At 74.2% G+C, this 26,147-nt stretch carries 24 protein-coding genes; 20 read left to right on the top strand and 4 right to left on the bottom strand.

The features are described 5' to 3' along the window. The first annotated feature begins 20 nt into the window (after nucleotides 1-20). The 9 genes from QBL21_RS26440 to QBL21_RS26400 all read left to right on the top strand — a co-directional run bounded on the left by QBL21_RS26440 (nucleotide 21) and on the right by QBL21_RS26400 (nucleotide 9,209). Nucleotides 21-350: a TcmI family type II polyketide cyclase gene (locus tag QBL21_RS26440; RefSeq protein ID WP_407564729.1), complete on the top strand. Its 330-nt coding sequence runs from the start codon at nucleotides 21-23 to the stop codon at nucleotides 348-350. Continuing rightward, a complete protein-coding gene (locus QBL21_RS26435) occupies nucleotides 347-1,618 on the top strand; it encodes a beta-ketoacyl-[acyl-carrier-protein] synthase family protein (protein WP_407564728.1) in 1,272 nt (423 codons plus the stop codon). The genes QBL21_RS26440 and QBL21_RS26435 overlap by 4 nt, the downstream gene beginning before the upstream one ends. After that, nucleotides 1,615-2,838, top strand: a complete 1,224-nt coding sequence (locus QBL21_RS26430; protein WP_407564727.1) for a ketosynthase chain-length factor — start codon at nucleotides 1,615-1,617, stop codon at nucleotides 2,836-2,838. The genes QBL21_RS26435 and QBL21_RS26430 overlap by 4 nt, the downstream gene beginning before the upstream one ends. A 76-nt stretch (nucleotides 2,839-2,914) precedes the next feature. Continuing rightward, complete coding sequence (locus QBL21_RS26425; RefSeq protein ID WP_407564726.1) at nucleotides 2,915-3,187, top strand: phosphopantetheine-binding protein; 273 nt, start codon at nucleotides 2,915-2,917, stop codon at nucleotides 3,185-3,187. Between the two features lie 13 nt (nucleotides 3,188-3,200). Beyond that, entirely contained in the window at nucleotides 3,201-3,986 is a 786-nt protein-coding gene (gene fabG, locus QBL21_RS26420) for a 3-oxoacyl-ACP reductase FabG (protein WP_407564725.1), read from the top strand. Between the two features lie 60 nt (nucleotides 3,987-4,046). Continuing rightward, entirely contained in the window at nucleotides 4,047-4,988 is a 942-nt protein-coding gene (locus tag QBL21_RS26415; protein ID WP_407564724.1) for an aromatase/cyclase, read from the top strand. Between the two features lies 1 nt (nucleotide 4,989). Further along, complete coding sequence (locus QBL21_RS26410; RefSeq protein ID WP_407564723.1) at nucleotides 4,990-6,510, top strand: FAD-dependent monooxygenase; 1,521 nt, start codon at nucleotides 4,990-4,992, stop codon at nucleotides 6,508-6,510. A 102-nt stretch (nucleotides 6,511-6,612) separates the two neighbouring features. Further along, entirely contained in the window at nucleotides 6,613-8,172 is a 1,560-nt protein-coding gene (locus QBL21_RS26405; protein ID WP_407564722.1) for an FAD-dependent monooxygenase, read from the top strand. A gap of 119 nt (nucleotides 8,173-8,291) precedes the next feature. Continuing rightward, entirely contained in the window at nucleotides 8,292-9,209 is a 918-nt protein-coding gene (locus QBL21_RS26400; protein WP_407564721.1) for an alpha/beta hydrolase, read from the top strand. An 8-nt stretch (nucleotides 9,210-9,217) separates the two neighbouring features. Here QBL21_RS26400 and QBL21_RS26395 read toward each other — a convergent pair whose 3' ends face one another. After that, nucleotides 9,218-10,093 (bottom strand): sigma-70 family RNA polymerase sigma factor, encoded by an 876-nt coding sequence (locus QBL21_RS26395; protein WP_407564720.1) that lies wholly within the window; start codon nucleotides 10,091-10,093, stop codon nucleotides 9,218-9,220. Nucleotides 10,094-10,405: 312 nt separating this feature from the next. Between QBL21_RS26395 and QBL21_RS26390 the strand changes: the two genes are divergently transcribed. Further along, the gene (locus QBL21_RS26390; RefSeq protein WP_407564719.1) at nucleotides 10,406-12,478 is read left to right on the top strand and encodes an MMPL family transporter; all 2,073 of its coding nucleotides are present in this window, start codon (nucleotides 10,406-10,408) and stop codon (nucleotides 12,476-12,478) included. A gap of 110 nt (nucleotides 12,479-12,588) precedes the next feature. Then, nucleotides 12,589-13,044, top strand: a complete 456-nt coding sequence (locus QBL21_RS26385; protein ID WP_407564718.1) for a carboxymuconolactone decarboxylase family protein — start codon at nucleotides 12,589-12,591, stop codon at nucleotides 13,042-13,044. 81 nt (nucleotides 13,045-13,125) lie between these two features. Here the strand turns inward: QBL21_RS26385 and QBL21_RS26380 are convergent, their stop codons facing one another. Then, nucleotides 13,126-13,602 (bottom strand): VOC family protein, encoded by a 477-nt coding sequence (locus tag QBL21_RS26380; RefSeq protein ID WP_407564717.1) that lies wholly within the window; start codon nucleotides 13,600-13,602, stop codon nucleotides 13,126-13,128. A gap of 207 nt (nucleotides 13,603-13,809) precedes the next feature. On the opposite strand from QBL21_RS26380, the gene QBL21_RS26375 reads away from it, so the two are divergent. The 7 genes from QBL21_RS26375 (at nucleotide 13,810) to QBL21_RS26345 (ending at nucleotide 21,669) form a co-directional block, all read left to right on the top strand. After that, nucleotides 13,810-14,136, top strand: a complete 327-nt coding sequence (locus tag QBL21_RS26375; protein WP_407564716.1) for a 4Fe-4S dicluster-binding protein — start codon at nucleotides 13,810-13,812, stop codon at nucleotides 14,134-14,136. Then, a complete protein-coding gene (locus QBL21_RS26370; protein WP_407564715.1) occupies nucleotides 14,133-16,097 on the top strand; it encodes a hypothetical protein in 1,965 nt (654 codons plus the stop codon). The genes QBL21_RS26375 and QBL21_RS26370 overlap by 4 nt, the downstream gene beginning before the upstream one ends. Further along, nucleotides 16,094-17,494, top strand: a complete 1,401-nt coding sequence (locus QBL21_RS26365; RefSeq protein WP_407564714.1) for an amidase — start codon at nucleotides 16,094-16,096, stop codon at nucleotides 17,492-17,494. The genes QBL21_RS26370 and QBL21_RS26365 overlap by 4 nt, the downstream gene beginning before the upstream one ends. A gap of 3 nt (nucleotides 17,495-17,497) precedes the next feature. Continuing rightward, entirely contained in the window at nucleotides 17,498-19,006 is a 1,509-nt protein-coding gene (locus QBL21_RS26360) for a glutamine synthetase (RefSeq protein ID WP_407564713.1), read from the top strand. Between the two features lie 78 nt (nucleotides 19,007-19,084). Then, entirely contained in the window at nucleotides 19,085-20,377 is a 1,293-nt protein-coding gene (gene purB, locus QBL21_RS26355) for an adenylosuccinate lyase (protein WP_407564712.1), read from the top strand. Continuing rightward, nucleotides 20,361-20,825: a GNAT family N-acetyltransferase gene (locus QBL21_RS26350; RefSeq protein WP_407564711.1), complete on the top strand. Its 465-nt coding sequence runs from the start codon at nucleotides 20,361-20,363 to the stop codon at nucleotides 20,823-20,825. The genes purB and QBL21_RS26350 overlap by 17 nt, the downstream gene beginning before the upstream one ends. Before the next feature lie 67 nt (nucleotides 20,826-20,892). Then, nucleotides 20,893-21,669, top strand: a complete 777-nt coding sequence (locus QBL21_RS26345; protein WP_407564710.1) for a response regulator transcription factor — start codon at nucleotides 20,893-20,895, stop codon at nucleotides 21,667-21,669. A gap of 108 nt (nucleotides 21,670-21,777) precedes the next feature. On the opposite strand, the gene QBL21_RS26340 is transcribed toward QBL21_RS26345, so the two are convergent. Further along, entirely contained in the window at nucleotides 21,778-22,827 is a 1,050-nt protein-coding gene (locus tag QBL21_RS26340; RefSeq protein WP_407564709.1) for a methyltransferase, read from the bottom strand. A 304-nt stretch (nucleotides 22,828-23,131) separates the two neighbouring features. Between QBL21_RS26340 and QBL21_RS26335 the strand changes: the two genes are divergently transcribed. Both QBL21_RS26335 and QBL21_RS26330 read left to right on the top strand, forming a co-directional pair. Next, nucleotides 23,132-23,347, top strand: coding sequence for an acyl-CoA carboxylase subunit epsilon (locus QBL21_RS26335; protein ID WP_407564708.1), 216 nt, complete (start codon nucleotides 23,132-23,134; stop codon nucleotides 23,345-23,347). A 36-nt stretch (nucleotides 23,348-23,383) separates the two neighbouring features. After that, entirely contained in the window at nucleotides 23,384-24,967 is a 1,584-nt protein-coding gene (locus QBL21_RS26330) for an acyl-CoA carboxylase subunit beta (protein ID WP_407566567.1), read from the top strand. Nucleotides 24,968-25,049: 82 nt separating this feature from the next. On the opposite strand, the gene QBL21_RS26325 is transcribed toward QBL21_RS26330, so the two are convergent. Then, nucleotides 25,050-25,919 carry an NmrA/HSCARG family protein gene (locus tag QBL21_RS26325; protein ID WP_407564707.1) on the bottom strand — a complete coding sequence of 290 codons (870 nt, stop codon included), beginning with the start codon at nucleotides 25,917-25,919 and terminating at the stop codon, nucleotides 25,050-25,052. Nucleotides 25,920-26,147 lie beyond the last annotated feature (228 nt).

Here is a 26,147-nt window from a genome sequence, read left to right as displayed (position 1 = left end):
GACCGTCGCAAGGAGCAGGAATGCACAGCACGTTGATCGTGGCCCGGATGGCGACCTCCGCGGGAGACGACGTCGCCCGGCTCTTCACCGACTTCGACGCCACCGACATGCCGCACCGCATGGGCACCAGGCGGCGCCAGCTCTTCGCCTTCCGCGGGCTGTACTTCCACCTCCAGGACTTCGACTCCGACGACGGAGGGGAGCGGATCGAGGGCGCCAAGGACGACCCGCGGTTCGTCCGGATCAGCGAGGACCTGAAGCCGCACATCGAGGCGTACGACCCGGCCACCTGGCGCTCCCCGGCCGACGCGATGGCGCGCCGCTTCTACTCCTGGGAGGCCGGCGCATGACCGAGCGCCGCGTGGTCATCACCGGGATGGAGGTGCTCGCGCCCGGCGGTCTGGGCCGCGAGGACTTCTGGCGGCTGATCAGCGAGGGGCGGACGGCGACCCGCGGGATCACCTTCTTCGATCCCGCGCCGTTCCGCTCCCGGGTGGCCGCCGAGGCCGACTTCTGCGGCCTCGACTACGGCCTGACCCCGCAGGAGGCGCGGCGCATGGACCGCGCGGCGCAGTTCGCCGTGGTGGCGGCCGGCAACGCCGTCGCGGACAGCGGCGCGGACCTCCCGGGGCTCGCGCCGCACCGCGTCGGCGTGGTCGTCGGCAGCGCGGTGGGCGCCACGATGGGGCTGGACGAGGAGTACCGCGTCGTCAGCGACGGCGGCCGGCTGGACCTCGTCGACCACCGCTACGCGGTGCCGCATCTGTACAACTACCTGGTGCCCAGCTCGTTCGCCGCCGAAGTGGCCTGGGCCGTCGGCGGCGAGGGGCCCGCGACCGTCGTCTCCACCGGCTGCACCTCCGGCATCGACGCGGTCGGCTACGCCGCCGAGCTGGTGCGCGAGGGCTCCGTGGACGTCATGGTCGCCGGCGCCGCGGACGCGCCGATCTCGCCGATCACCCTGGCGTGCTTCGACGCGATCAAGGCGACGACGCCGCGCACCGACGCCCCCGAGCGCGCCTCGCGCCCCTTCGACGGCACCCGCAACGGCTTCGTGCTCGGCGAGGGCGCCGCGTTCTTCGTGCTGGAGGAGCTGGAGAGCGCCCGGCGGCGGGACGCGCACGTCTACGCCGAGATCGCCGGGTACGCCACGCGCTCCAACGCCTACCACATGACCGGGCTACGCCGGGACGGCGCGGAGATGGCCGAGGCGATACGGGTCGCGCTGGCCGAGGCGCGGATGAACCCCGAGGACATCGACTACGTCAACGCCCACGGCTCCGGCACCAAGCAGAACGACCGGCACGAGACCGCGGCGTTCAAGAAGAGCCTCGGCGCGCACGCCTACGCCACCCCCGTCAGCTCCATCAAGTCGATGGTCGGCCACTCGCTGGGCGCCATCGGCTCCATCGAGATCGCCGCCTCCGCGCTGGCGATGGAGTACGACGTCGTGCCGCCCACGGCGAACCTGACCACCCCGGACCCGGAGTGCGACCTCGACTACGTGCCGCTGACGGCGCGCGACCAGATCGTGGACGCCGTACTGACGGTCGGCAGCGGCTTCGGCGGCTTCCAGAGCGCCATGGTGCTCGCCGGCCCGGAGAGGAGCACCGTATGACGGGCGCACCCGCGCCGGTCGCGGTCACCGGCCTGGGCGTCGCCGCCCCCAACGGGCTGGGCGCGGCGGACTACTGGGCGGCCACCCGCGGCGGCAAGAGCGGCATCGGCCGCATCACCCGCTTCGACCCGTCCGGCTACCCCGCCCAGCTCGCCGGCGAGATCCCCGGCTTCGAGGCCGCCGACCACCTGCCCAGCCGGCTGCTGCCGCAGACCGACCGGGTGACGCGGCTGGCGCTGGCCGCCGCGGACTGGGCGCTGGCCGACGCGGGAGTGGCCCCGGAGACGTTCGACCCGCTGGACATGGGCGTGATCACCGCGAGCCACGCGGGCGGCTTCGAGTTCGGCCAGGGCGAGCTTCAGAAACTCTGGGCCAAGGGCAGCCAGTTCGTCTCCGCGTACCAGTCCTTCGCCTGGTTCTACGCCGTCAACAGCGGCCAGATCTCCATCCGGCACGGCATGAAGGGCCCCAGCGGCGTCGTCGTCAGCGACCAGGCCGGCGGCCTCGACGCGCTCGCGCAGGCCCGCAGGCAGATACGCAAGGGCACCCCGCTGATCGTCACCGGCGCCGTCGACGCCTCCGTGTGCCCGTGGGGCTGGGTGGCGCAGCTCGCGTCCGGGCTGATGACCACCAGCGACGAACCGACCCGCGCCTACCTGCCGTTCGACCGCGACGCCCGCGGCTACGTGCCCGGCGAGGGCGGCGCGATCCTCATCCTGGAGTCCGCGCCCGCCGCCCGCGCCCGCGGCGCGCGGGTCCTCGGCGAGATCGCCGGCTACGGCGCCACCATCGACCCGCCGCCCGGCAGCGGCCGGCCGTCCACGCTGCGCACCGCGATCCGCGTGGCGCTCGACGACGCGGGCGCCGCGCCCGGCGACGTCGACGTGGTCTTCGCCGACGGCGCGGGCGTGCCGGAGCTGGACCGGGCCGAGGCGGAGGCCGTCAGCGAGGTCTTCGGCTCCGGCCGGGTGCCCGTCACCGTGCCCAAGTCGATGACCGGCCGGCTCTACTCCGGCGCCGCCCCGCTGGACGTGGCGTGCGCGCTGCTGGCCATGCGGGCGGGCGTGATACCGCCCACCGTCCACACCGACCCCTGCCCCGAGTACGACCTGGACCTGGTGCTGTACCAGCCCCGCCCGGCCGAGCTGCGCACCGCGCTGGTGGTGGCCCGGGGCCACGGCGGGTTCAACTCCGCGATGGTCGTGCGCGCCGGGGACTGAAACCGCGGTCCTGGCCCAGGCCGGCCCCGCAGCCCGACCCGCCGACCCGGCCCCGTAAGGAAGGGACGAAAGACAGATGACGGACAAGGAGTTCACCCTCGACGACCTCCGGCGCATCCTCCTGGAGGCCGCCGGCGCCGACGAGGCCACGGACCTCGGCGCGGACATCCTGGACACCGCCTTCGACGTCCTCGGCTACGAGTCGCTCGCGCTGCTGGAGACCGGCGGCTGCATCGAGCGCGAGTACGGCATCTCCCTGGACGACGACACCCTCACCACCGAGGCGCTGACGCCCCGGGCCCTGATCACGACCGTGAACGAGCGGCTGGCCGCCGCCCGTGCCGTCTGAGAGGACGCATGCCATGACCCAGCCCACCGACCGCGTCGCCGTCGTCACCGGCGGCACCAGCGGCATCGGACTCGCGACCGTACGGCTCCTGGCCGGCCAGGGATACCGGGTGTTCCTCGGCGCGCGCACCGAGGCCGACGTCGTCACGACCGTGAAGTCCCTGAAGGACGCCGGCCACACAGCCGAGGGCCAGGCCCTCGACGTCCGCGACCACGCCTCGATCAAGGCGTTCGTGCAGGCCGCGGTCGACACGTACGGCCCCGTCGACGTGCTCGTCAACAACGCCGGCCGCTCCGGCGGCGGCGTCACCGCCGAGATCGGCGACGAGCTGTGGGACGACGTCATCGACACCAACCTCAACAGCGTGTTCCGCGTGACCCGCGAGGTGCTGACCACCGGCGGCATGCGCGAGCGCGACCGCGGCCGGATCGTCAACGTCGCCTCCACCGCCGGCAAGCAGGGCGTCGTGCTCGGCGCCCCGTACTCCGCGTCCAAGCACGGCGTCGTCGGCTTCACCAAGGCCCTCGGCAACGAGCTGGCCCCCACCGGCATCACCGTCAACGCCGTCTGCCCCGGCTACGTCGAGACGCCGATGGCGCGGCGCGTCCGGCAGGGCTACGCCGCCGTCTACGACACCACCGAGGCCGCAATCCTGGAGAAGTTCCAGGCCAAGATCCCGCTGGGCCGCTACAGCACCCCCGAGGAGGTCGCCGGCCTCATCGGCTACCTGGCCTCCGACGTCGCGGCCTCCATCACCTCCCAGGCGCTGAACGTCTGCGGCGGACTCGGCAACTTCTGACCGCCCCCCGACCGACCGACCGACCGGCCGAGCGGCCGACAAGGAGCAGGAGCAGCAGCCATGACGACGCGCGAGGTCGAGCACGAGATCACCATCGACGCCCCCGCCGAGACGGTCTACCGCCTGCTGGCGGACGTGGACCACTGGCCGCGGATCTTCCCGCCCACCATCCACGTCGAGCAGGAGCAGACCGGCGAGCACCGCGAACGCATCCGCATCTGGGCCACCGCCAACGGCGAGCCCAAGACCTGGACGTCGCGCCGCACGCTCGACCCCGCCACCCTGCGGATCGTCTTCCGACAGGAGGTGACCACCCCGCCGGTCGCCGCCATGGGCGGCACGTGGATCATCGAGCCGCGCGGTACGTCCTCGCGGGTACGGCTGCTGCACGACTACCGGGCGATCGACGACGACCCGCAGGGCCTGGAGTGGATCGACCGGGCGGTCGACACCAACAGCCGCTCGGAGCTGGCCGCGCTGAAGGAGAACGTCGAGAGCGCGCACCTCGCGGAGGCCGAGGAGCTGGTCTTCTCCTTCACCGACACCCTGGAGGTCGCGGGCGCCGTCAAGGACGTCTACGACTTCGTCAACGAGGCCGCGCTGTGGCCCGAGCGGCTGCCGCACGTCGCCTCCGTGCACTTCGACGAGCCGAGCCCGGGGCTCCAGACGCTGGCGATGGACACCCGCGCCAAGGACGGCTCGGTGCACACCACCAAGTCGTACCGGGTCACCTTCCCGCCGTACAAGATCGCCTACAAGCAGGTGACGCTGCCCGCGCTGATGACCCTGCACACCGGCGTGTGGACGTTCACCGACACCGGCCGCGGCACCACCGAGGCGGGCTCGCAGCACACCGTCTCGATCAACACCGCGAACATCGCGCGGATCCTCGGCGACCGGGCCACCGTCGCGGACGCCCGCGACTACGTGCACGCCGCGCTCAGCACCAACAGCCGCGCCACGCTGGGCCACGCCCGGGACTACGCGGAGCGGAAGAACTGACATGGCCGCGGACCGCGCACCCCGGGCCGTCGCCGGTGCCGCCGAGGTGATGGAGACCCAGGTCATCGTCGTCGGCGCCGGACCGGTCGGGCTGATGCTCGCGGCGGAGCTGTGCCTGCGCGGCGTGCGGGTGTCCGTCGTCGAGCAGCGCCACGGCCCCACCACCGAGTCGCGCGCCTCCACGCTGCACGCGCGCACCATGGAGGTCTTCGACAGCCGCGGCCTGCTGCCCGACTTCGGCAGCCCGCCGAACGAGCCGCGCGGCCACTTCGGCGGCATCCCGCTGGACCTGACGCTGCCCGGCGCCTACCCCGGGCAGTGGAAGGTGCCGCAGAACAAGACCGAGTCGGTGCTGGAGGAGTGGGCGCTCTCCCTCGGCGCCGACATCCGCTGCGGCCACCGGCTGCGGCTGATCGCCGTGGTCCAGGACGGCGACGCCGTCGAGGCCGAGGCCGTCGGCCGCGACGGGCGCGCGGTGCGGCTGCGCGGCAGCCACCTCGTGGCCTGCGACGGCCAGGACTCCACGGTGCGTGCGCTGACGGCCGCCGACTTCCCCGGCGAGCCGGCGGGCCGCGAGCTGCTGCGCGCCGACGTCGACGGCATCGACATCCCCGCGCGGCGCTTCGAGCGGCTGCCCCGCGGGCTGGCCATCGCGGCGCGGCGCGAGGACGGCGTGACGCGGGTGATGGTGCACGAGTTCGGCGCGGCCGTACGGGACCGCGAACGCACCGGGCCGGCGCGGTTCGAGGAGATCGCCGCCGCCTGGCGGCGCGTCACCGGCGAGGACATCGGCGGCGGCAAGCCGCTGTGGGTCAACCACTTCGACGACGCCAACCGCCAGCTCGCGAGCTACCGGCACGGCCGCGTCCTGTACGCGGGCGACGCCGCGCACCGGCAGATGCCCACCGGCGGCCAGGCCCTCAACCTCGGCCTCCAGGATGCCTTCAACCTCGGCTGGAAGCTCGCCGCCGAGGTCGGCGGGCACGCGCCCGCGGGGCTGCTGGACACGTACCACGCGGAGCGGCACGCGGTCGGCCGCGCCGTGCTGTCCAACATCCGCGCCCAGACCGAACTGCTCCTCGGCGGCCCCGAGGTCGAACCGGTGCGCGCGGTCCTCGCCGAGCTGATCCCGTACGCGCCCGTGCGCGCCCGGCTCGCCGGCATGATCAGCGGCCTCGACATCCGCTACGACGTCGGCGGCCCGGAACACCCGCTGCTCGGCGCCCGGTTGCCGCACGCCGTGCTGCGCGTCGGCAGCTCCACGTGCACCACGTACGAACTGCTGCGGTCCGGGCGCGGGCTGCTGCTCGGGCTCGACGGCCGGGCGCCGGCGGCGGGCGGGAGGTGGGCCGACCGCGTCGACCGGGTCGCGGCCCGCGTCGAGCCGGGGGCGGCGGCCGGCGGGCTGGAGGGGGTGCCGGCCGTGGCGGTGCGGCCGGACGGCTACGTCGCGTGGGTCTCCGGCGGCGGCACGGACGGCCTCACCGACGCCCTGGCGCGCTGGTTCGGCGCCCCCGCCTGACGGCCCCGTACCCGAAGGCCCGTACCCGAAGGCCCGTATCCGCTCGCCGCCCCGATCCGTACGACACCCAAGCCCAGTTGCGACCAGAGAGGCAGGACCACCATGGCAGAGACAGCGGTGGACACCGATGTCGTCGTCGTCGGCGCCGGACCGACGGGGCTGATGCTCGCCGGCGAACTGCGCCTGGGCGGGGCCCGCGTCGTCGTCCTGGAGCGCCTGGCCGAGCCGACCGGCCAGTCCCGCGGGCTCGGCTTCACCGCGCGGGCCATGGAGGTGTTCGACCAGCGCGGGCTGCTGCCGCGGTTCGGGCAGGGCGACACCCTCGACGTCAGCCCCATGGGGCACTTCGGCGGGGTGCAGTTCGACTACACCGCCCTGGAGGACGGCCACTTCGGCGCTCGCGGCATACCGCAGAACGAGACCGAGGCCGTCCTGGAGGGCTGGGCCCGCGAGCTGGGTGCGGACATCCGGCGGGGCTGGGAGGTGACGGAGCTGGCCGAGGGGTTCCTCGACGGCGCGTACGTCGAGATCGCCGCGGACACCCCCGAGGGGCCGCGGCGGCTGCGGGCCGCGTACCTCGTGGGCTGCGACGGCGGCCAGAGCCGCGTGCGCAGGCTCGCCGGCTTCGACTTCCCCGGCATGCCCGCGACCCGGGCGATGTACCTGGCCGACGTGGTGGGCTGCGGGCTCAAGCCCCGCTTCCTCGGCGAACGGCTGCCGAACGGCATGGTGATGGCCGCGCCGCTCAAGGAGGGCGTCGACCGCATCATCGTCTGCCCGCACGGCACCCCGGCGCGCGAGCGCGACGACGACATCGGCTACGCCGAGGTGGCCGCCGCCTGGCAGCACATCACCGGCGAGGACATCAGCGGCGGCAGCGCCGAGTGGGTCAGCTCCTTCAGCGACGCCGCCCGGCTGGTGACCGAGTACCGGCGGGGCCGGGTGCTGCTGGCGGGGGACGCCGCGCACATCCACCTCCCGGCCGGCGGGCAGGGGCTCAGCACCGGCGTGCAGGACGCGGCGAACCTGGGCTGGAAGCTGGCCGCGGAGGTCGCCGGCCGCGCGCCCGCCGGGCTGCTGGACACGTACCACGCCGAGCGGCACCCGGTGGGGGAGCGGCTGATGACCAACACGCGGGCGCAGGGGATGGTGTTCCTCGGCGGCGAGCAGTCGGACCCGCTGCGCGCGGTGTTCGCGGAGCTGATCGAGCACGACGTCGTCAAGCGGCATCTGGCGGGGATCGTCAGCCATCTCGACATCGCCTACGACGTGAACGGGACCGGCGGCGACGGCGCGGCGGCCGGCGCGGACGCGGCGGAGCCCGCGGCGGCGCACCCGCTGCTCGGCCGGCGGCTCGCCAAGCGCCCGCTGACCGGCGCGGGCGGCGAGACCGACACCTTCCGCCTGCTGCACCCGGCCCGCGGCGTCCTCGTCGACCTCGCCGGCAGTGCCGCGCTGCGCGCCGCCGCCGCGCCCTGGTCGGCCCGCGTCGACACCGTGACCGCCACCGCCAAGCCGGTGGAGGGCGCCACCGATGTGCTCGCCGGGCTGGGCGCCGCACTCGTCCGGCCGGACGGGCACGTCGCGTGGACGTCCGACGGATCGCCGCGCGGCCTGACCGAGGCGCTGCGCCGGTGGTTCGGCGACGGGCGGGCCGGGTAGCGGTGCCGGCCACCGGGCCGGCCGCCGCCGGGCCGACTGCTGCCGAGCCGACCGCTGCCGGGCCAAGTGCCGCCGGGTCAACCGCCGCCGGGTCCGCGGCCACCGGGCCAACCGCTGCCATGACCGCCGCCGGGCCGATCGCCGGGCCACCCGCCGCCACGGCCGCCGCCGCGCCCGACGCCGTCGTACGGCACGTCACGCTGGACGCCGCCGGGGTTGCGCTGTCCGCCCTGCTCGCCGAGCCCGCGGCCGGCGGCGACCCGCGGGCGCTGGTCGTCGCGGTGCACGGCGGCGGCATGACCGCCGGCTACTTCGACGCGCCGGCCCGCCCCGCGCTGTCCCTGCTCCGGCTGGGCGCGGCCCTCGGCTACACCGTGCTCGCCGTCGACCGCCCCGGCTACGGCGGCTCCGCCGCGGCGCTGCCGCGCGGGCTGACCGTCGCCGAGCAGACGCCGCTGCTGCGCGCCGCCGTCGCCGGCTACGCCGCCCGCCGCCCCACCGGCGCCGGGGTGTTCCTGCTGGCGCACTCCTTCGGCGGCAAGCTGGCCGTGTCCGCCGCCGCGCACGCCGAGGACGGCGACCGGCTGCTGGGCGTCGAGGTCTCCGGCTGCGGACGGCGGTACGCGCCCGGGGTGGTCCCCGGCGCCGCCGACCGCGCCGACCGGCGCCGGCACTGGGGCCCGCTGCGGCTCTACCCGCCGGCCACGTTCCGTACCGGCGCGGCCGTGGTCGCGCCGATGCCGGAGCGGGAGGCGGCGGACCTCGCGCGCTGGCCGGAGCTGTTCGGCCGGCTCGCGCCGCGCGTCCGGGTGCCGGTGCGGCTGACCTTCGCCGAGCACGAGCGCTGGTGGGTGCACGAGGGCGCGGAACCGGCCGCCATGGCGGCCTGCTTCACCGCCGCGCCGCGCACGGCCGTGGACCGCCGCCCGGACGCCGGGCACAACCTCAGCCTCGGCTGGGCGGCGCGCGCCTACCACCTGGGGGCGCTGGCCTTCCTGGAGGAGTGCCTGGTGCCGGCGGCGGTGTCCCGCGGATGAGCCGGGCGCTACTCCAGCACCGCGATGTCCATCCCGTCCAGCCGGTCGGGCTCGGCCACCAGGTCGATCGCGGTGATCCGGCCGTCCTCGACGGTGAACCGGAACGCCACGATCGTGCGGGACTTCGACTGCCAGACCGCGCCCACGGAGCCGTCGACCAGCGCGAGCCGCGCCGCCTCCGCGCCGCCGGAGAAGACCTTCGCCACCCCCTGCGCGCCGCGCGTGGCCTGCGCCGCGCCGATGCGCACCGCGGTGTCGTCGGCCCGCATCGCGACGTCCGGCGCCAGCAGCGCCAGCAGCCGGTCGAACTCGCCGTTGCGGGCGGCGGTGAAGAAGGCGCTCACGATCTCGTGCTGGCGGCGCAGGTCGGGCAGCGGCGACGCGCCCTGCACGCGGCGGCGGGCGCGGCTGGCGAGCTGCCGGGTGGCGGCCGGGCTGCGGTCGATGACGGCGGCGATGTCGGCGAACGGCACGGCGAACATGTCGTGCAGCACGAAGGCCAGCCGCTCGTCCGGCTCCAGCGTGTCCAGGACGACCAGCAGCGCCTTGCCCACCGAGTCGGCGAGCATCGCCGCCTGCTCGGGGTCGGCGGTCTCGTCCGCCGGCGGCGCGGGCACCGGGTCGGCGTGCTCCTCGAACAGCTCCTCGCGGCGGCTGCGGGCGCGCAGGACGTCCAGGCAGACGCGGCCGACGACGGTGGTGAGCCAGGCGTCGAGGTTCTCGACGGACTCCGCGCCGTTGCGGTGGAGCCGGATCCACGCCTCCTGCACGGCGTCCTCGGCCTCCTCGGCCGAACCGAGCATGCGGTGGGCCACGGCCTGGAGCCGCGGGCGCTTCTCCTCGAACGTACGGGCCAGCAGCTCGCTCTCGTGCATGACCATCATCCTCCCTCCCGGCGCCGCCGCACGGTCCGAGGGCCGCCTGTCACATCATCGCGCCGCCGGACGTCATGGCAGTGAAGAACGGGACCGTCCGCGCGACCGGACGAGGCAGCGGGCCCGCGAACCGGCCGCGCCTTCGCCGCTCTTCCCCACGAACTCCGATCCGAGCCGTCGGCCGTAGGCTCCCCGAACACTTTGCGAGCATTCATGTCGAATTATCATACGCAATCGGTAAGTCCGGATCGGGATCCGGATACGGGCACCGGATTCGTCGCCCGGTACGCGGGCGTCGTCTCGGGACGCCGCTCGAAGTGGGTGGTCTTCGCGGTCTGGCTGCTGCTCATCGTGGCGGGCGGGTCGCTGGCGGCCAAGGTCGCCGACGTCCAGGACAACGACCCCGAGACCTGGCTGCCGTCCAGCGCCCAGTCGACCCAGGCGGTGGAACTCGCCGAGGAGCACTTCGACGACAAGGACAACAGCACCGCCGTCGTCGTCTACGCCCGCGACGGCGGCCTCACCTCCGCAGACCTGGAGAAGATCACCGCCGACCGCGGCGGGATCGGCGACGGCATCGCCTCCGGCGAGGTCGGCGAGCCGGCGCTCTCCGAGGACGGGCAGGCGGCGTTCCTCAGCTTCCCGGTACGTAGCGACCCCGGCGACAACGCCGTCCTCACCGACGCCGTGGACGCCGCCGACGAGGTCGTCACGGCCGGCCGGCCCGACGGGCTGGAGGTGCGGGTCTCCGGCGAGGCGGGCAGCATCCGAGACTTCGCCGACGTCTTCGCCGGCATGGACGGCATGCTGCTGGGCGCCGCGCTCGCCGTCGTCGCGGTGCTGCTGCTGCTGACGTACCGCAGCCCGGTGCTGTGGATCGTCCCGCTGCTCGCGGTGTTCCTGGCCTCGCAGGTGGCCAGCGGCGTGGTGTATCTGCTGGCCAAGCACGCGGGCCTGGTGGTCAACGGGCTCAGCACGTACATCCTGCTCGTCCTCAGCGTCGGCGTCGGCACCGACTACGCGCTGCTGCTCATCGCCCGCTACCGCGAGGAACTGCACCGCCACGAGGACCGGCACGAGGCCATGCGCAACGCCGTACGCCGCGTCCTGCCGGCCCTCGCCGCCTCCGCCGGCACCGTGGGCCTGGCCACGCTCTGCCTGGTCTTCGGCAGCATGAACTCCACCCAGGGCCTCGGCCCGGTGGTGGCCATCGGCATCGCGGTGGTGTTCCTCGCGATGACCTCGCTGCTGCCCGCGCTGCTGATCATCCTGGGCCGCTGGACGTTCTGGCCGTTCGTGCCGCGCTTCTCCCCGGGGTACGACGCGGGTGTGGAGAAGGAGCACGGCTGGTGGGCCCGGGTCTCGGGGGTCGTGGGCCGCAGGCCGCGCACCGTCGGCGCCGCGTCGCTGGCCGTGCTCATCGCCCTCGGTTTCGGCGTCACCACGGTGGAGATCGGCCAGACGCAGGAAGAGCAGTTCACCAAGTCCGTCGACTCCGTCGAGGGCCAGGAACTGCTGGCGAAGCACTTTCCCGCCGGGTCCTCCGCCCCGGCCGACGTGTACGTGCCCGAGGGGGGGACGGACGCGGCGCTCCAGGCCGTGCAGGCCGTGGACGGCGTCGCGTCGGCGTCGGCGGCTGACTCCGCGGGCGGGTGGACCCACATCGAGGCGGTGCTCGCGGACGGCCCGGACACCTCCGCGGCCCGCGACACCGTCGAGCGGATGCGCGACGCCCTCGACGACGCGGGCGGCGAGAGCGCGGACGGCCTGGTCGGCGGCCAGTCCGCGATGCTGCTCGACACCTCCGACGCCCAGTCGGAGGAGGAGATGCTCCTCATCCCGCTGATCCTCGGCGTGGTGCTGCTGATGCTGGTCCTGGTGCTGCGGGCGGTGGTCGCACCGCTGGTGCTGCTGGTGTCGGTGGTGCTCTCGTACGCCTCCGCGGTGGGCGCGGCCTCGCTGGTCTTCCACGCCATCGACCACCCCAGCATCGACCGGAGCCTGCTGCTGATCGGCTTCCTGTTCCTGGTCGCGCTCGGGGTCGACTACACGATCTTCCTGATGACCCGGGTCCGGGAGGAGGTCCGCAGCCGCGGCCACCGCGAGGGCACGCTGACCGGGCTGACGGTGACCGGCGGAGTGATCACCTCCGCCGGGATCGTGCTGGCGGCCACGTTCTGCGTGCTGGCCACCATCCCGACGGTGGCATCGCTCCATCAGGGCCTGCTCGTCGCGATCGGCATCCTGCTGGACGCGTTCCTCGTACGCAGCCTGCTGATCCCTGCGCTGTCGCTGGAGATCGGCCCGCGCATCTGGCGCCCCGGCCACCCCGAGAAGGCGGCGGCGCCGGCCGGCGACCGGCAGCCCGTCCCACCGTCACCCGTCCGTCCGTAACGCCGCCGACACGCTGCCCGGCTGCTGTCACACTCGCCCGCCGCCGGACGTCATAGCAGTGTGCACGCCGGAATCCGGCGCCACGCAATTCCAGAAGGAGAGAACCACCCATGCAACCGCGAATGCAGAACCCGGCCATGATTCTCGATGCCATGCAGCCCATCGGGGACGTCTTCAAGGCCACCTACTCCGGCGGGGTTCCGAAGACCACGCTCGACCTGGTGCACCTGCGCACGAGCCAGATCAACGGGTGCAGTGCGTGTGTCGACTCCGGCTCCAAGAACGCACGCAAGAGCGGCGAGACCGAGGAGCGGCTTTCCGCGGTCGCCGCGTGGCGGGAGGCGCCGTATTTCACCGGCGAGGAGCGGGCCGCGCTGGCGCTGGCGGAGGCCGCGACCAGGATGGCCGACCGCAGCGACCCGGTGCCGGACGCCGTCTGGGACGAGGCGGCCCGGCACTACGACGAGAAGGGCCTCGCGGCCATCGTCCTCACGATCGCCGTGACCAACATGTTCAACCGGCTGAACGCGACGACCAAGCAGGTGCCGCAGGACTGGAGTTCCTGACCGGGTGCTCCCGGGCGCCGGCCCGGCCCGCGCTGCCGCGGGCCGGGCCGACTGCCGTCCACGGCCGGGACGCACCGCAGGTCAGGACGGAGTGGCCGGCTTGCGGCGGCGGCGGGCGGGGGCGAGGTTGAGGCGCCAGGACACCCCGAACCGGTCGGTCAGGAAGGCGAACATGCTGCTGAACTCGTACGCGCCCGCGGGCATGATGATCTCGCCCTTCTCGGCCAGCGCCGCGTAGTAGCGCTCGAACTCCTCGGCGCTCTCGCACGCCACGTAGATCGCGGTGGCCGGCGAGAAGTCGTACGTGTCCCAGGGCGCGTCGTCGTAGCCCTTGGCGCCCGGCGGCGGCATGTTGGTGCACATGAACGACTGCCCGGCGAGGGTGAAAAGGGCGTGCTGGAGTATGCCCTCCGGCCACCCCGGCTCGTGCGCGCGGGCCCGGACGGTGCGTACCACCTCCGCATTCTCGAAGAGCGAGGTGTAGAACTCCAGCGCCTCCTCGGCGTCGTTCCGGAACGTCAGGAACGTCATCAGTTTCGGTGCGGGCGCGGCAGACATCGTGGCTGCTCCTGTTCTGCTGTTCTGGCAGGGGGCACCGGCGATTTTCCGTGACGGCGAATGCCGTCGGCCACTGTTGTTCGACCGCGGATTCGCCTCGGTCGAACGCGGTCGAGTACGCCACCACCGAAGCTCATGGGCTGGTCGAGAACGCCCCGGAAACATGCGTGGTCGGCAGCGGAATACACCCGAAGGGTGAGTGGGCCCGTGAGTGAACACGCCATCTCGGCCGCGCAGTCCGCCCGGGCCGAGCGGATCGCGGCACGGACGCGCGGCGACAACTGGAAGAAACCGCCCCGGCGCATCGAGGCGTCGGAGTGCATCACCTGCGACAGTTGCCTGCGCAGTTGCCCGGCGGAGTTCGGCGCCATCTTCGACCGCGGGCTGGACGTCATCATCATCCCCGAGCTGTGCTCGGGCTGTCCCGCCTGCGTGCTCGAATGCCCCGTCGACTGCATCTACGTCGACGAGGACTGGACCCCGACCGAGGACTCCGTGTGGAGCCACGTCGAGCTGTCCGCGGACGCCTCATGACGGGACCCGTGGAGCGCGAGAGCCGGCGCGCGGTCAACGCCAGAAAGCGGATCAGCCGCCGTCCCAGCAGACTCGGGACGCGCGCGGGCACGGCCGGGGGACCGGACCGGGCGCGCGAACCCGGCGCCGGCTTCCCCGGGTTGCTGGCCCGGGTCTGGGAGCGGGCGCGGGCGGCAGGGGCGGCCGGAGGGCCGCGGGCGGCCGTCGGCGTCCTGCTGGACCTCGACGGGCACGTACCTGCCGAGGTGCAGCTACGGGCGCTGGGCACGGCCGAGGAGGCCGCGTTCGCGGCGCTGTGGGGACTGGGCTGGCGGGACGGCCCGGAGGGACCCGTCCCCTCGTACGAGCGCGAAGGCGAAGGCGAAGGCAAAGGAGAAGGCGACGGCGACGCGCCGGTGTTCACCGGCGAGCTGGCGCTCGCCACCACCGGCCGGATCGTCATGCGCTGCCCGGCGCAGGCCCCCCTCGACCGGCGGGAGCTGGTCGGCGGGGTGCTGCGGGTGCCGTGGTCGCCGGCCGCGGCGCGCGCGTACCGCGACGCGATGGAGCGGGCCGCGGTACGCACCGCACGCGCGGTCGCCGACTGCCGCGAGTGGCTGGACCGGCAGGGCGAGAAGGGCCGCGACGAGCTGCTGGAGCAGGCCATGGAAGCGGCCCTGCGCACCGCCCCGTTCGTGCTCTACCAGGAGCACCGGCAGTACACGAACTTCCGCGACCAGAACACCCTGATCGGCAAGACCCTCTGGCCCGGCCACCCCGACTGCGCCCTGTCCAGCCTCCAGGGGCTGCCGCTGGAGCACTGGTCGGACGGCGACGTCCAGCTCCTCGTCTGCCTCACGCTGCTGATCCGCTCGGCCGGACCCGGCCGCGTCGAGGAGGCCAACGGCACGCAGCTCAGCCTCGACCACGTCGCGGCCATGCTGGAGCGGGTACGCCGCGTCTACGCCGCCGTCCCCGGCGGCCCGGCCGTCGCGCCCGCCGCCACCCGCGGCGTGGAGGACCTGCACGCGCTCGCCGAGGCGCTGGGTACCCGCCGGCGGCACGCGATGGGCCGCATCCAGCTCTACCGCGAGATCCACGGCGCGCTCATGCACAAGACCGAGCGCGCCGCGACCCCCACCGCCGGGGTGCGGCAACTCGACGCGGACGTCAGCGCGCTGCTCGCCGCCCGGCTGCCGCTGGCCGGCGGCACTCTGGCGGAGCTGGGCGGGAGCGCCGCCGCCGCGCCGGAGTGGCTCGCCCGCCCGCACGGGGACTTCGGCACGGGCCTTGAGTCGCTCGTGTACGAGACGGTGACGGCCGCCGCCGAGGTGTTCCGGTCCGACTTCACCATGAGCCGCGGCATGCGCTCCCTGCCCGCGCTGATCCGCGGGCTCCAGACGGAGAGCTGGGCGGAGGTCTGCGACTGGGACATCACGCACTACTTCTGCTGCGTGGTGCCCCGGCCCGAGGCGCTCGGCCACTTCGGCGACTCCGCCGCGACGCTCGCGGACGCGGCGTGGGCGATGTCGGCGCGGATGCAGTACAACTCCTGGCACTTCGTGCCCGGGAACCTGCCGCGGGATCCCGCGGTGGTGGCGCGCGACCACTTCGTGCCGCCCACCATCCCGGACATCGCGTTCTTCTCCGACCAGCACCACCACGGGCACGTCACCAACAAGGTGCGGTACTCCATCCGTTCCCCGCAGGCCGTGGACGTGCTGGGCCGCACCTTCAACGGCTTCGTCGACCTGCGGCTGCTGCGCTGCGCGGGCACGCCCTTCGCCGAGCAGGACGTGCTCGGCGCCCAGCGGGTGTCGCGGTTCGTCGCCCGTGCCACCACCCTGGCCGCGGGCCTGGCCGCCGACGGCGTGCCGCTGGAGGTCACGGCCTTCGACGCCGGCTGGCACTGGCGGACCATCGCCGGCGCCGACGCCAACGCGCCCGGCCCCGGTCCCGGCCCCGCGGGCGCCGCCCGATGACCGCCGGCGGGATCGGCGAGCTGACGCGGCGGCTGCGCGGCGGCGAACTCACCGTCGTGGAGCACGTCGAGGGGGTGCTGAGCGCGATCCGTGAGCGGGACACCGCGGGCGCGTACGTCGCCGTCGCGGGCGACGAGGCGCTGCGGGCCGCGGAGAAGGCCGACGCGCGGATCCGCGAGCGCGGCGCCGACGCCTGGACCGGCGCCCCGCTGCTCGGGGTCACCGTCTCCGTCAAGGACCTGCTCCAGACCCGGGACCTGCCCACCACCCGCGGCTCGCTGCTGCCCAACCGGCGGCCCCGGCGCGACGCCCCGGCCGTCGCCCGGCTGCGCGCCGCCGGCGCCGTCGTCGTCGGCAAGACCACGACGTCCGAGTACGGCTGGAGCGCCGCCACCGTCGGGCCCGTCGCGCCGCCCACCCGCAACCCGTACGATCCCGCCCGCAGCGCCGGCGGCTCCAGCGGCGGAGCCGCCGCCGCGGTGGCCACCGGGCTCGGCGACGGCGCGCTGGGCACCGACGGCTCCGGCTCCGTGCGGATCCCGGCGGCGTTCTGCGGCGTCGTCGGCTACAAGCCGTCGTACGGCCGCATCCCGTACTACCCCAACGGCGCCGACCGCCTCGCCCACCAGGGCACCCTGGCGCGCAGCGTCGCCGACGCCGCCGCGCTCGCCGGCGCCGTCGCGGGGCCGCACCCCGACGACCCCGACTCGGGGCTCGGCTCGCTCGACCCGGCCGGTGGGAGCGGGCCGCGGCGGGTCGGCTGGATCGAGTACGAGGGCACCTCCGAGGCCGTACGCACGGTCACCGAGCGGGCGATCGGCGCGCTCACCGCGCTGGGCCACCGGGTGGAGCGGATCGAGGTGCGCTGCGACCACCTCTACCCCGCGCTCGTCGACATCCTCGCCGCCGCCGAGGCCGCGGGCACCTCCCCGGCGGACGAGGAGCGCTGCGACCCGGGCCGCCTGGCCGTCGTACGGCACGGGCGCACCCTCGGCGGCGCCGACGTGATGCGCGCCGAGGAGGTGCGCCAGGAACTGCGGCTGAAGCTGCGGTCGGTGATGGGCACGTACGGGCTGCTCGCCATGGCCACCGTGCCGGTCGAGCCGTTCGCCGCGGACGCCATCGGGCCGGCCTGGGCGGCCGACCCGCGCGACCTGCTGTGGCTGGCGTGGTCACCGGCCTCGTACCCCTTCAACATGACCGGCCAGCCCGCCGTCTCGGTCCCGGCCGGGCTGACCGGCGCCGGGCTGCCGGCCGGGGTGCAGCTCGCCGGGCCCGTCGGCGCCGACGCCGCGGTGCTGGCGGCGGCGCACCGGCTCCAGACGGAGCTGGGCCCGCTGCCGCCGCCGGCACCCGTACGCGTCCCCGCCACCTCCGCCAGCGAAAGGACCCGCTGAACCATGTACACCCGGACTTGGCGCACCGTCTCCGCCGAGGACAGCGTCGGCAGCCCCTCGTTCGTCTCCGACCACGGGCTGTGGAGCCAGGAGCAGTTCGCCGCCGCCGAGGAGATCGAGGCCGGCCTCGGGCAGCTCGACCTGGTCCGCCTGGTCTTCGCCGACCCGCACGGCCTGGCCCGCTCCAAGACGCTGACCGCCGGCGCGTTCCGCTCCGTGCTGCGCAACGGCATGAACTTCAGCCCCGGCCCCTTCCTCTTCGACACCGGGCACGCCATCGCCGTCGACTTCGCCGGCGAACCCGGCATCGGCGTCGAGGAGATCAGCGGCGCGGGCAACTTCATCCTGGTGCCCGACCCGCTGACGTTCCAGGTGCTGCCCGGCAGCGAGCCGCGTACCGGCTGGGTCGTCGGCGACGAGTACCTGCGCGACGGCACCCCCCACCCGCTGTCCTCGCGCGCCGTGCTGCGCCGGCTGGAGGCCCGCTACGCCGGGCACGGCCACGCGCCCGTCGTGGGTCTCGAAGTCGAGTGGCACCTGACCCGGCTGCTCGACGGCGGCGGCCCCGGCAACGCGGGCAACGGCTTCGGGCTCCAGGGCGCCGCGCCGCGGGTGGCCGCCATGAACCCCGGCTACCAGTTCAACCTCGACGCCCGCTACGACTCCGTCGCGCACATCGCCGACCCGCTCGCCCAGCACCTCACCGCCCTCGGCCTGCCGCTGCGCTCGATGGAGCATGAATCCGGGCCCGGCCAGGTCGAGTCCACCTTCGCGCCGATGTCCGCGCTCGACACCGCCGACGCGATGCTGCTCTTCCGCACCGCGGTCAAGCGGTGGTGCGCCCGCCGCGGCCACCACGCCTCGTTCATGTCGCTGCCCCGGCTCGACTCCTTCGACCCCGGCGGCTGGCACCTGCACCAGTCCGTACGGTCCGCGGCGACCGGCCGCAACCTCTTCGCCGCCGAGGGCCCCACCGGCGGCCCCTCGCCCGCCGCCAAGGCGTACGCGGACGGGCTGCTCGCCTGGCACCGGGAGCTGTTCCTGCTCGCCGTGCCCACGGTCAACGGCTACCGGCGGCTCGACGCCCGGCACCCGCTGGCGCCCACCCGGGTCGACTGGAGCGTGGAGGACCGCACCGTCATGCTCCGCATGGTCGGCGGCAGCACCGGCGCGCACATCGAGAACCGCAGCGGCGAGCCGTGCGCGAACCCGTATCTGGCCATCGCCGCCCAGTTGTTCGCCGGCCTCGACGGCCTGGAGGGCCTGGGCGCCGACCCCGTCGGCCGGGCCGGGGGCACGCCGTCCGGGTTCGTCCCGCAGTCGCTCGGCGAGGCGCTCGCCGCGTTCCGCGACGGGCGCGCCGAGCGGCTTCTCGGCCGGCCGCTCGCGGCCTGCCTGACCAAGCTCAAGGAGAGCGAGCTGCGCCGGTACGAGGCGTGGTGCGCCGCGTACGGGCCGGGCGACGGCGGCGTCACCGAGTGGGAGCACCGCGAGTACTTCGAGGCGTACTGACCGAAGGCCGCCCCGGCCGCCCACCCGAGGACCGAGGACCGAGGACCGAGGACCGAGGAACAAGGACAGAGGTCGCTGATGATTTCCCGTTACACCCTCCCCGAGATGGCCGATCTCTTCTCCGACCAGTCGCGCTACGCCACCTGGGTCCGCGTGGAGATCCTCGCCTCCGAGGCGCAGGTGCGGCTCGGCCTGGTGCCCGCGGACGCCGTCGAGGACATGCGCCGCGCGCGCGTCCCGCTGGCCGCCCGGATCGCCGAGATAGAGAAGGAGCGCGACCACGAGGTGCTGTCGTTCCTCGCCGCGTACTGCGAGGACATCCCCGACGCCTCCGCCCGCTGGGTGCACCTGGGCATGACCAGCTACGACCTGGTCGACACCGCGCTCGGCCACACCCTGGCCCGGGCCACCGACCTGCTGACGGCCGCCGCCCGGCGGCTGCGCCGGGTGCTCGTCGAGCGGGCGCGGGAGCACTGGGGCACCCTGATGATCGGCCGCACCCACGGCGTGCACGCGGAACCCACCACCTTCGGCCACAAGCTCGCCGGCTTCGCCTTCGCCGTCGACCGCTCGCTGACGCGGCTGGCGGCGGCGCGCGAGGCGGTCGCGGTCGGCACGGTCTCCGGCGCCGTCGGGACGTACGCGCTGATCGACCCGTACGTGGAGGCGCACGTCTGCGAGTCGCTGGGGCTGGCCGCCGAGCCGGCGCCCAGCCAGGTCGTCGCCCGCGACCGGCACGCCCAACTGCTCCAGGCCGTCGCCGCGCTGGGCGCGTGCGTGGAGCAGATCGCGCTGGAGCTGCGGCTGCTCCAGCGCACCGAGGTCGCCGAGGTGGAGGAGCCGCGGGCGTCGGCGGCGTACCAGGGCTCCAGCGCCATGCCGCACAAGCGCAACCCGACCACCAGCGAGCGGCTGTGCGGACTCGCGCGGCTGCTGCGCGGGTACGCCACGGCCGCGCTGGAGGACGTCGCCCTGTGGCACGAGCGCGACCTGGCCCACCAGTCCGTCGAGCGGGTCATCCTCCCCGACAGCCTGGCGGTCGGGCACTTCCAGGCGACCCGGGCGGCCGAGCTGGTCGCCGGGCTGCGGGTGCACCCGGACCGGATGCGCGCCGCGCTCGACACCACCGGCGGGCTGGTCTACAGCTCCGCCGTCCTGTACGACATGCTCGGCGACGGCACGGAGCGGGAGAAGGCATACCGTTCGGCACAGGCCGCCGCGAACCGTACGGCGGCCTCGGGGCGGCCGTTCGCGGACACCCTGGCCGAGGAGGGCGTCGTGCTCCCCGCGGAGCTGGGCCCCGGGCGCTTCCTCGTCCACCACGACGTCGTACTGCGGCGATTGGAGAAGCTCGATGAGCTGGAAGACTGAGCGCGCCGACGGCCGGGACCTCGATCTGGACGAGGTCCTGGCGGTCTACCGCGACTCGGGCCTCGGCGAGCGGCGGCCCGTCGACGACCGCGGCCGGATGGCCGCGATGGTGCGCGAGGCGAACCTCGTCGTCGTCGCCCGCGAGGCGGACGGCACGCTCGTCGGCATCGCCCGCAGCATCTCCGACTTCTCGTACGTCACCTACCTCTCCGACATCGCCGTCGTCCGCCGCCACCAGCGCTCCGGCATGGGCCGCGCGCTGATCGAGGCGACGTGCGCGCAGGCGCCGGACGCGAAGCTGGTGCTGCTCTCGGCGCCCGCGGCGACCGGCTACTACCCCCGGGTCGGCTTCACCCGGCACGACTCCGCGTGGGTGCTCGGCCCCGGGCAGCCGCCGGCCGCCCCGCGTCCCGGGCCCGCCGACGACGGCCCGGCCACACGTCCTTGAGGTCCGCCGCCGGGTACGGTCCGGCCGCCGCCCGCGCCGCGGGCGGAGCACACCCCACGGGGGAGGCATGAGTCAGATTCCGTCCCAGGTGCTCATGGAGCCCCGCGCCCCGGTGCCGCAGCGTCCGCCGCCCGCGGACGGCGCCCCGGCCGCGGACGCCGCACCGGCGGCGGCGCGGGCGCCGGCCGGGCACCGGATCCTGGTGGTGGACGGCGACGTCGACCTCGCCGGGTCGCTCACCGCCCAGTTGCGCCGGCACGGCCACGACCCGGTCGGGGTCAAGCACGGCAGCGCGGCCCTCCAGCGGTACGGGGACGTGGAGCTGGTGCTGCTCGACCTCGACCTGCCGGACCTCGACGGCCTGGAGGTGTGCCGCGCGATCCGCGAGGTCAGCCGGGTCCCGCTGATCATCGTGACCGCCCGGCAGTCCGAACTCGACTGCGTGCTCGGGCTGCACGCGGGCGCCGACGACTACGTGACCAAGCCGTACGGGCTGCGCGAGCTGATGGCCCGGATCGAAGCGGTCATGCGCCGCACCCGGTGGCAGCCCGCGGCGGCCAAGGAGATACGCCGCGGCCGGCTGCACATCGACGTGGGCTCGCGCGAGGTCACCGTGGGGGACGAGCCGGTGTCCCTCACGCGCAAGGAGTTCGACCTGCTCTACCTGCTCGCCTCCCACCCCGACACCGTCATCCCGCGCAAGCAGTTGCTCCAGCAGGTGTGGGGCGACTCCTGGTCGCGCCGCACGGTGGACACGCACGTCAGCAGCCTGCGCGGCAAGCTCGGCGGCAGCGGGTGGGTCGTGACCGTACGCGGGGTGGGGTTCCGGCTCGGCACCGGCTGACCCGGCCGGGCCGGCCGGGGGCCGCGCCGTTCGTCCACGGGACAGCGCTCAGGAGCGCCGGGGATCCGGCGCTCCTGAGCGTGTGCCGTCCACCCCGCACCCGCGGGGTCAGTGCGGGCTCGCCTCCACCACCGAGATCGCCGCCGGCGTCTGCACGACGCGCTCCAGCGTGAACCCGGCCCGGCCCAGCAGGTCCGCGTACTGCGCGCGGGTGCGCTCCTTGCCGCCGACGAGCAGCATCAGCCACAGGTCGACCAGCTTGCCCGCGTGCGCGCCGTTGAGCTTGTCGGGGACGACCATCTCCATCACCAGCAGCCGGCCGCCCGGCTTGATCGCCTTGCGTACGTTCCGCAGGATCTCCAGCGCCTGCGGCTCCGGCCAGTCGTGCAGGATGTGCTTGAGGATGTACGCGTCCCCGCCCTCCGGCACCGGGTCGAAGAGCCCGCCGTCGGCGATGGTGCACCGGTCGGCCACGCCCTGCTCGGCGAGGAGGTCCGCGGCGCCGTTGGTGGCCACCCGCGGGTCGGAGAGGATGCCGCGCGCCGAGGGCTGCTTGCGCAGCACGGCGGCGAGCAGGTCGCCGCGCCCGCCGCAGAAGTCGACGACGGTCCCGTAGCGCTTGAAGTCGTAGGCCGCGAGCAGGGGTTCGGTCTCGGTGCCGGACATCGAGCCCATGCCGTCGAAGAAGACCTGCCCGTACTCGGCGTTGGCCTCCAGGTACTCGAACGCGCCCATGCCGCGCAGCTTGGGCAGGCTGGGCTCGCCGGTGCGCACCGCGTCGACCAGGTGGCCCCAGTCCTCCCAGTGGATGGGGTGGCCCATCAGCAGCGCGATGCCGTTCATCGACATCGGCGCGTCCTTGGCCAGCGCCCGCGCCATCGGCGTCAGCCTGACCCGGCCGTCCTTCTGCTCGGCGAAGATGCCGTACGTCGCCAGCAGCCGCAGCAGCCGGTGCAGCGCGTCGGGGTCGGCCCCGGTCCTGCGGGCGATCTCCTCGGGGCGCAGTGGTCCGTCGGCCAGTGTCTCCGCGACGCGCAGCTCCGCGGCCACGTAGATCGCCTGGCTGACCATGGCCCCCTGGACCAGTTCGAGCAGCGCGAACGGCGGCGGGGCGAGCCGGCGCGTGAGGCGCTGGAGCGCCGCGCGCACGTTTTCCACGGCACGGACGACTCGGGCGGGCGGCAGTGGCGGCATGAGAATCCTCCGACTCAGGTGAATTTCCCGGCGGTTGGGACGGGTGCGCGCACGCATGCTGTGAATTCCGCTCGATGCTAGGCATGTTCGGGATCCGCGGACAAAATGCCGGATGAACGCGGAGCCGGAATTCTGCAATTGCAGTCCAGTGCCGCCGGAGGGCCGCTTGATAATGCGCCCGCCCTCCCGGCACCGCCGGATATCGAGCGGGACACCAGGTGTTCTGTGGGTGCGGGCGGCACCGTGTCAGAGAGGCCGGGAGGTGCCCGTGGCGGAATGGGTGGACGGCGCGGTCCGCGTGGAGCGCGGAAACGCCGACGCGGAGGAACTCGCTGTGCTCACCGTGGTGTTGATGTCGGCGCTCGCCGACCGCGGGGAGCGGCTAAGCGGAATGGCCCCGGAGGGGTCGCGGCGGGCTTTTGGCGCGCAGTGGTGGCGGTGGGACCGGGTCGCGGCGTACCGCCCGCCGCACAGTTGGCAGTGACGACGGCCGGCGGCCGAGAGGAGTGCCGTGACGCTGATCGATTTCGTCTCCCGTCCACCGACGGCAGTGGACGACACGCGGGGGCGCGTGGCCGGGCTGCGCGAACTGCGGCAGCGCGCCGTGCACGGCCCAAGCGCGAGGGCGACCGGGGCGCAGCGCGCCCGCGGCAAGCTCACCGCGCGCGAGCGGATCGCGCTGCTGCTGGACGAGGGCTCGTTCCACGAGGTGGAGCAGTTGCGCCGGCACCGGGCGACCGGCTTCGGGCTGGAGGAAAGGAGGCCGTACACGGACGGTGTGATCACCGGGTGGGGGACGGTGCACGGTCGGACGGTCTTCGTCTACGCCCACGACTTCCGGATCTTCGGCGGCGCGCTGGGCGAGGCGCACGCGAACAAGATCCACAAGATCATGGACCGGGCGATCGCCGCCGGTGCGCCCCTGGTCAGCCTCAACGACGGCGCGGGCGCGCGCATCCAGGAGGGCGTCTCGGCGCTCGCCGGGTACGGCGGCATCTTCCGGCGCAACACCCGCGCGTCCGGGGTGATCCCGCAGATCTCGGTGATGCTCGGCCCGTGCGCGGGCGGCGCCGCGTACAGCCCGGCGCTGACCGACTTCGTCTTCATGGTGCGCGACATCTCGCAGATGTTCATCACCGGCCCTGACGTGGTCAGGGCCGTGACGGGCGAGGAGATCACGCACGACGGGCTCGGCGGCGCCGACGTGCACGCCGGCGCCAGCGGCGTGGCGCACTTCGTCCACGACGACGAGGAGACCTGCCTCGCCGACGTCCGCTACCTGCTCTCCCTGCTGCCGCAGAACAACCGCGAGAACCCGCCCGCCGCCGTCCCCCGCGACCCGCCCGACCGGCGCGGCGAGGCGCTGCTCGACCTGGTGCCGGCGGACGGCAACCGGGCGTACGACGTGTGCCGGGTGATCGGCGAGATCGTCGACGACGGCGAGTTCTTCGAGGTCCACGAGGGCTGGGCGCAGAACGTGGTGTGCGCGCTGGCCCGGATGGGCGGCCAGGTGGTCGGCATCGTCGCCAACCAGCCGCGGACGCTCGCCGGGGTGCTGGACATCGGCGCCAGCGAGAAGGCGGCCCGGTTCGTGCAGCTCTGCGACGCGTTCAACATCCCGATCGTCACCCTGCTCGACGTGCCGGGCTTCCTGCCCGGCATCGAGCAGGAGCACCGCGGGATCATCCGGCACGGTGCGAAGCTGCTCTACGCCTACTGCAACGCCACGGTGCCGCGGATCTCGGTGGTGCTCAGGAAGGCGTACGGCGGCGCGTACATCGTGATGGACAGCCAGTCCATCGGGGCCGATCTGACCTACGCCTGGCCGACCAACGAGATCGCCGTGATGGGCGCCGAGGGCGCCGCGAACGTGATCTTCCGCCGCCTGATCACCGACGCCGCGGACCCCGAGGCGGAGCGCGCGCGGCTGGTCGAGGAGTACCGGGCCCGGCTGACGCACCCGTACCACGCGGCCGAACGCGGCCTGGTGGACGACGTGATCGACCCCGCCGACACCCGCCCGGTGCTGATCGCGGGGCTGGAGATGCTGCGCTCGAAGAGCGCGAAGCTGCCCTATCGCAAACACGGAAACCCTCCCCAGTGACCGCGGGTCACGGGGGAGGGCGTCGTACGGGGACGGGCCCGCGCCCGGCCGCGGCGCCGGTGCGGCGCCGCGGCCGGGGGCGCTACGGGGCCGCCGGCGGGGTCCAGTTGCCCCGCAGCCAGGTCTCCAGGCCGATCAGGTTCGGCCGCAGCTTGCGCAGCCCGTCCATGTCGGCGCGGTAGCCCTCGCCGTCGAGCCAGTCGAACATCGCCGCCAGGTCCGGGCGCGCCGAGCGCAGCCGCTCGAAGGACTGCTCCTCGTACCGCGTCGGCACGCCCGCGACCCGCTCGAACGCCGCGGCCATCTGCGGGCCGGTCAGCTCGTCGCTCGCGATCTCCAGCTTGCGGCCGATCCAGCCGGCGGGGTCGGCGAAGGCGTCCGCGGCGAACGCGCCGATGTCCTCGACGGCGATGACCTGCACCGGGACATGGGGGCGCAGCCACATGCCGAGGACGAGCCCGCCGTCGCGCGGGCGCGGGGGGACGTCGTTGAGGATGTCGTAGAACATCGCCGGGCGCAGCACGGTCGCCGGCAGGCCGAGCTTGCCGATGTGCTGCTCGACGTGCCACTTGCTCTCGAAGTGCGGGATGCCGCTGTCCCGTTCGGCGCCGCCCACCGAGCTGTAGACGAAGTGCGCCACGCCCGCCTCGGCCGCGGCCTCCGCCACCGCCCGGCCCTGCCGCTCCTCGCCGTCCACGCCGCCGGACGCGCGGAACGTCTGGACGCTGAAGACGCCGTGGACGCCCTCGACCGCGGCGCGCAGCGACGCCGGGTCGTCCAGGTCGCCGCGTACGAGCACCGCGCCCGCCGCGGCGAGCGCCTGCGCCCGGGGCGCCTGCGGATCGCGTACGAGGGCGTGCACGGACCGCCCGCGGCGGAGCAGTTCGCGGGCGGTCGCACCGCCCTGCCGGCCGGTACCGCCCAGCACCAGAATCGTCCCGTCTGCAACCACCGTTTGCCTCCATGTCCATTGGCGCGCAAGGCATGTGTCCGGCATCCAGAATGCTGTTTCCGCGGGCCTCGGGCAATTTGCCCGTGTGTTCAATTGACGGGTGTTCAGATAGCGGATACCGGTTACTCGCGGTCATCGGACCCCGGTCATTTCACGCCAGTCGGAGACGAGTGATCTTCCCTTCCCGCCGCGGGCCCGTTTCACCCGTGCAGAGAGGTGGTCTGCACC

This window comes from Streptomyces sp. 184 (assembly GCF_045781775.1).
Classification (GTDB): Bacteria; Actinomycetota; Actinomycetes; order Streptomycetales; family Streptomycetaceae; genus Streptomyces.
The sequence above is the reverse complement of the archived record's forward strand: the minus strand, read 5'-3'. Positions and strand labels throughout refer to the sequence as shown.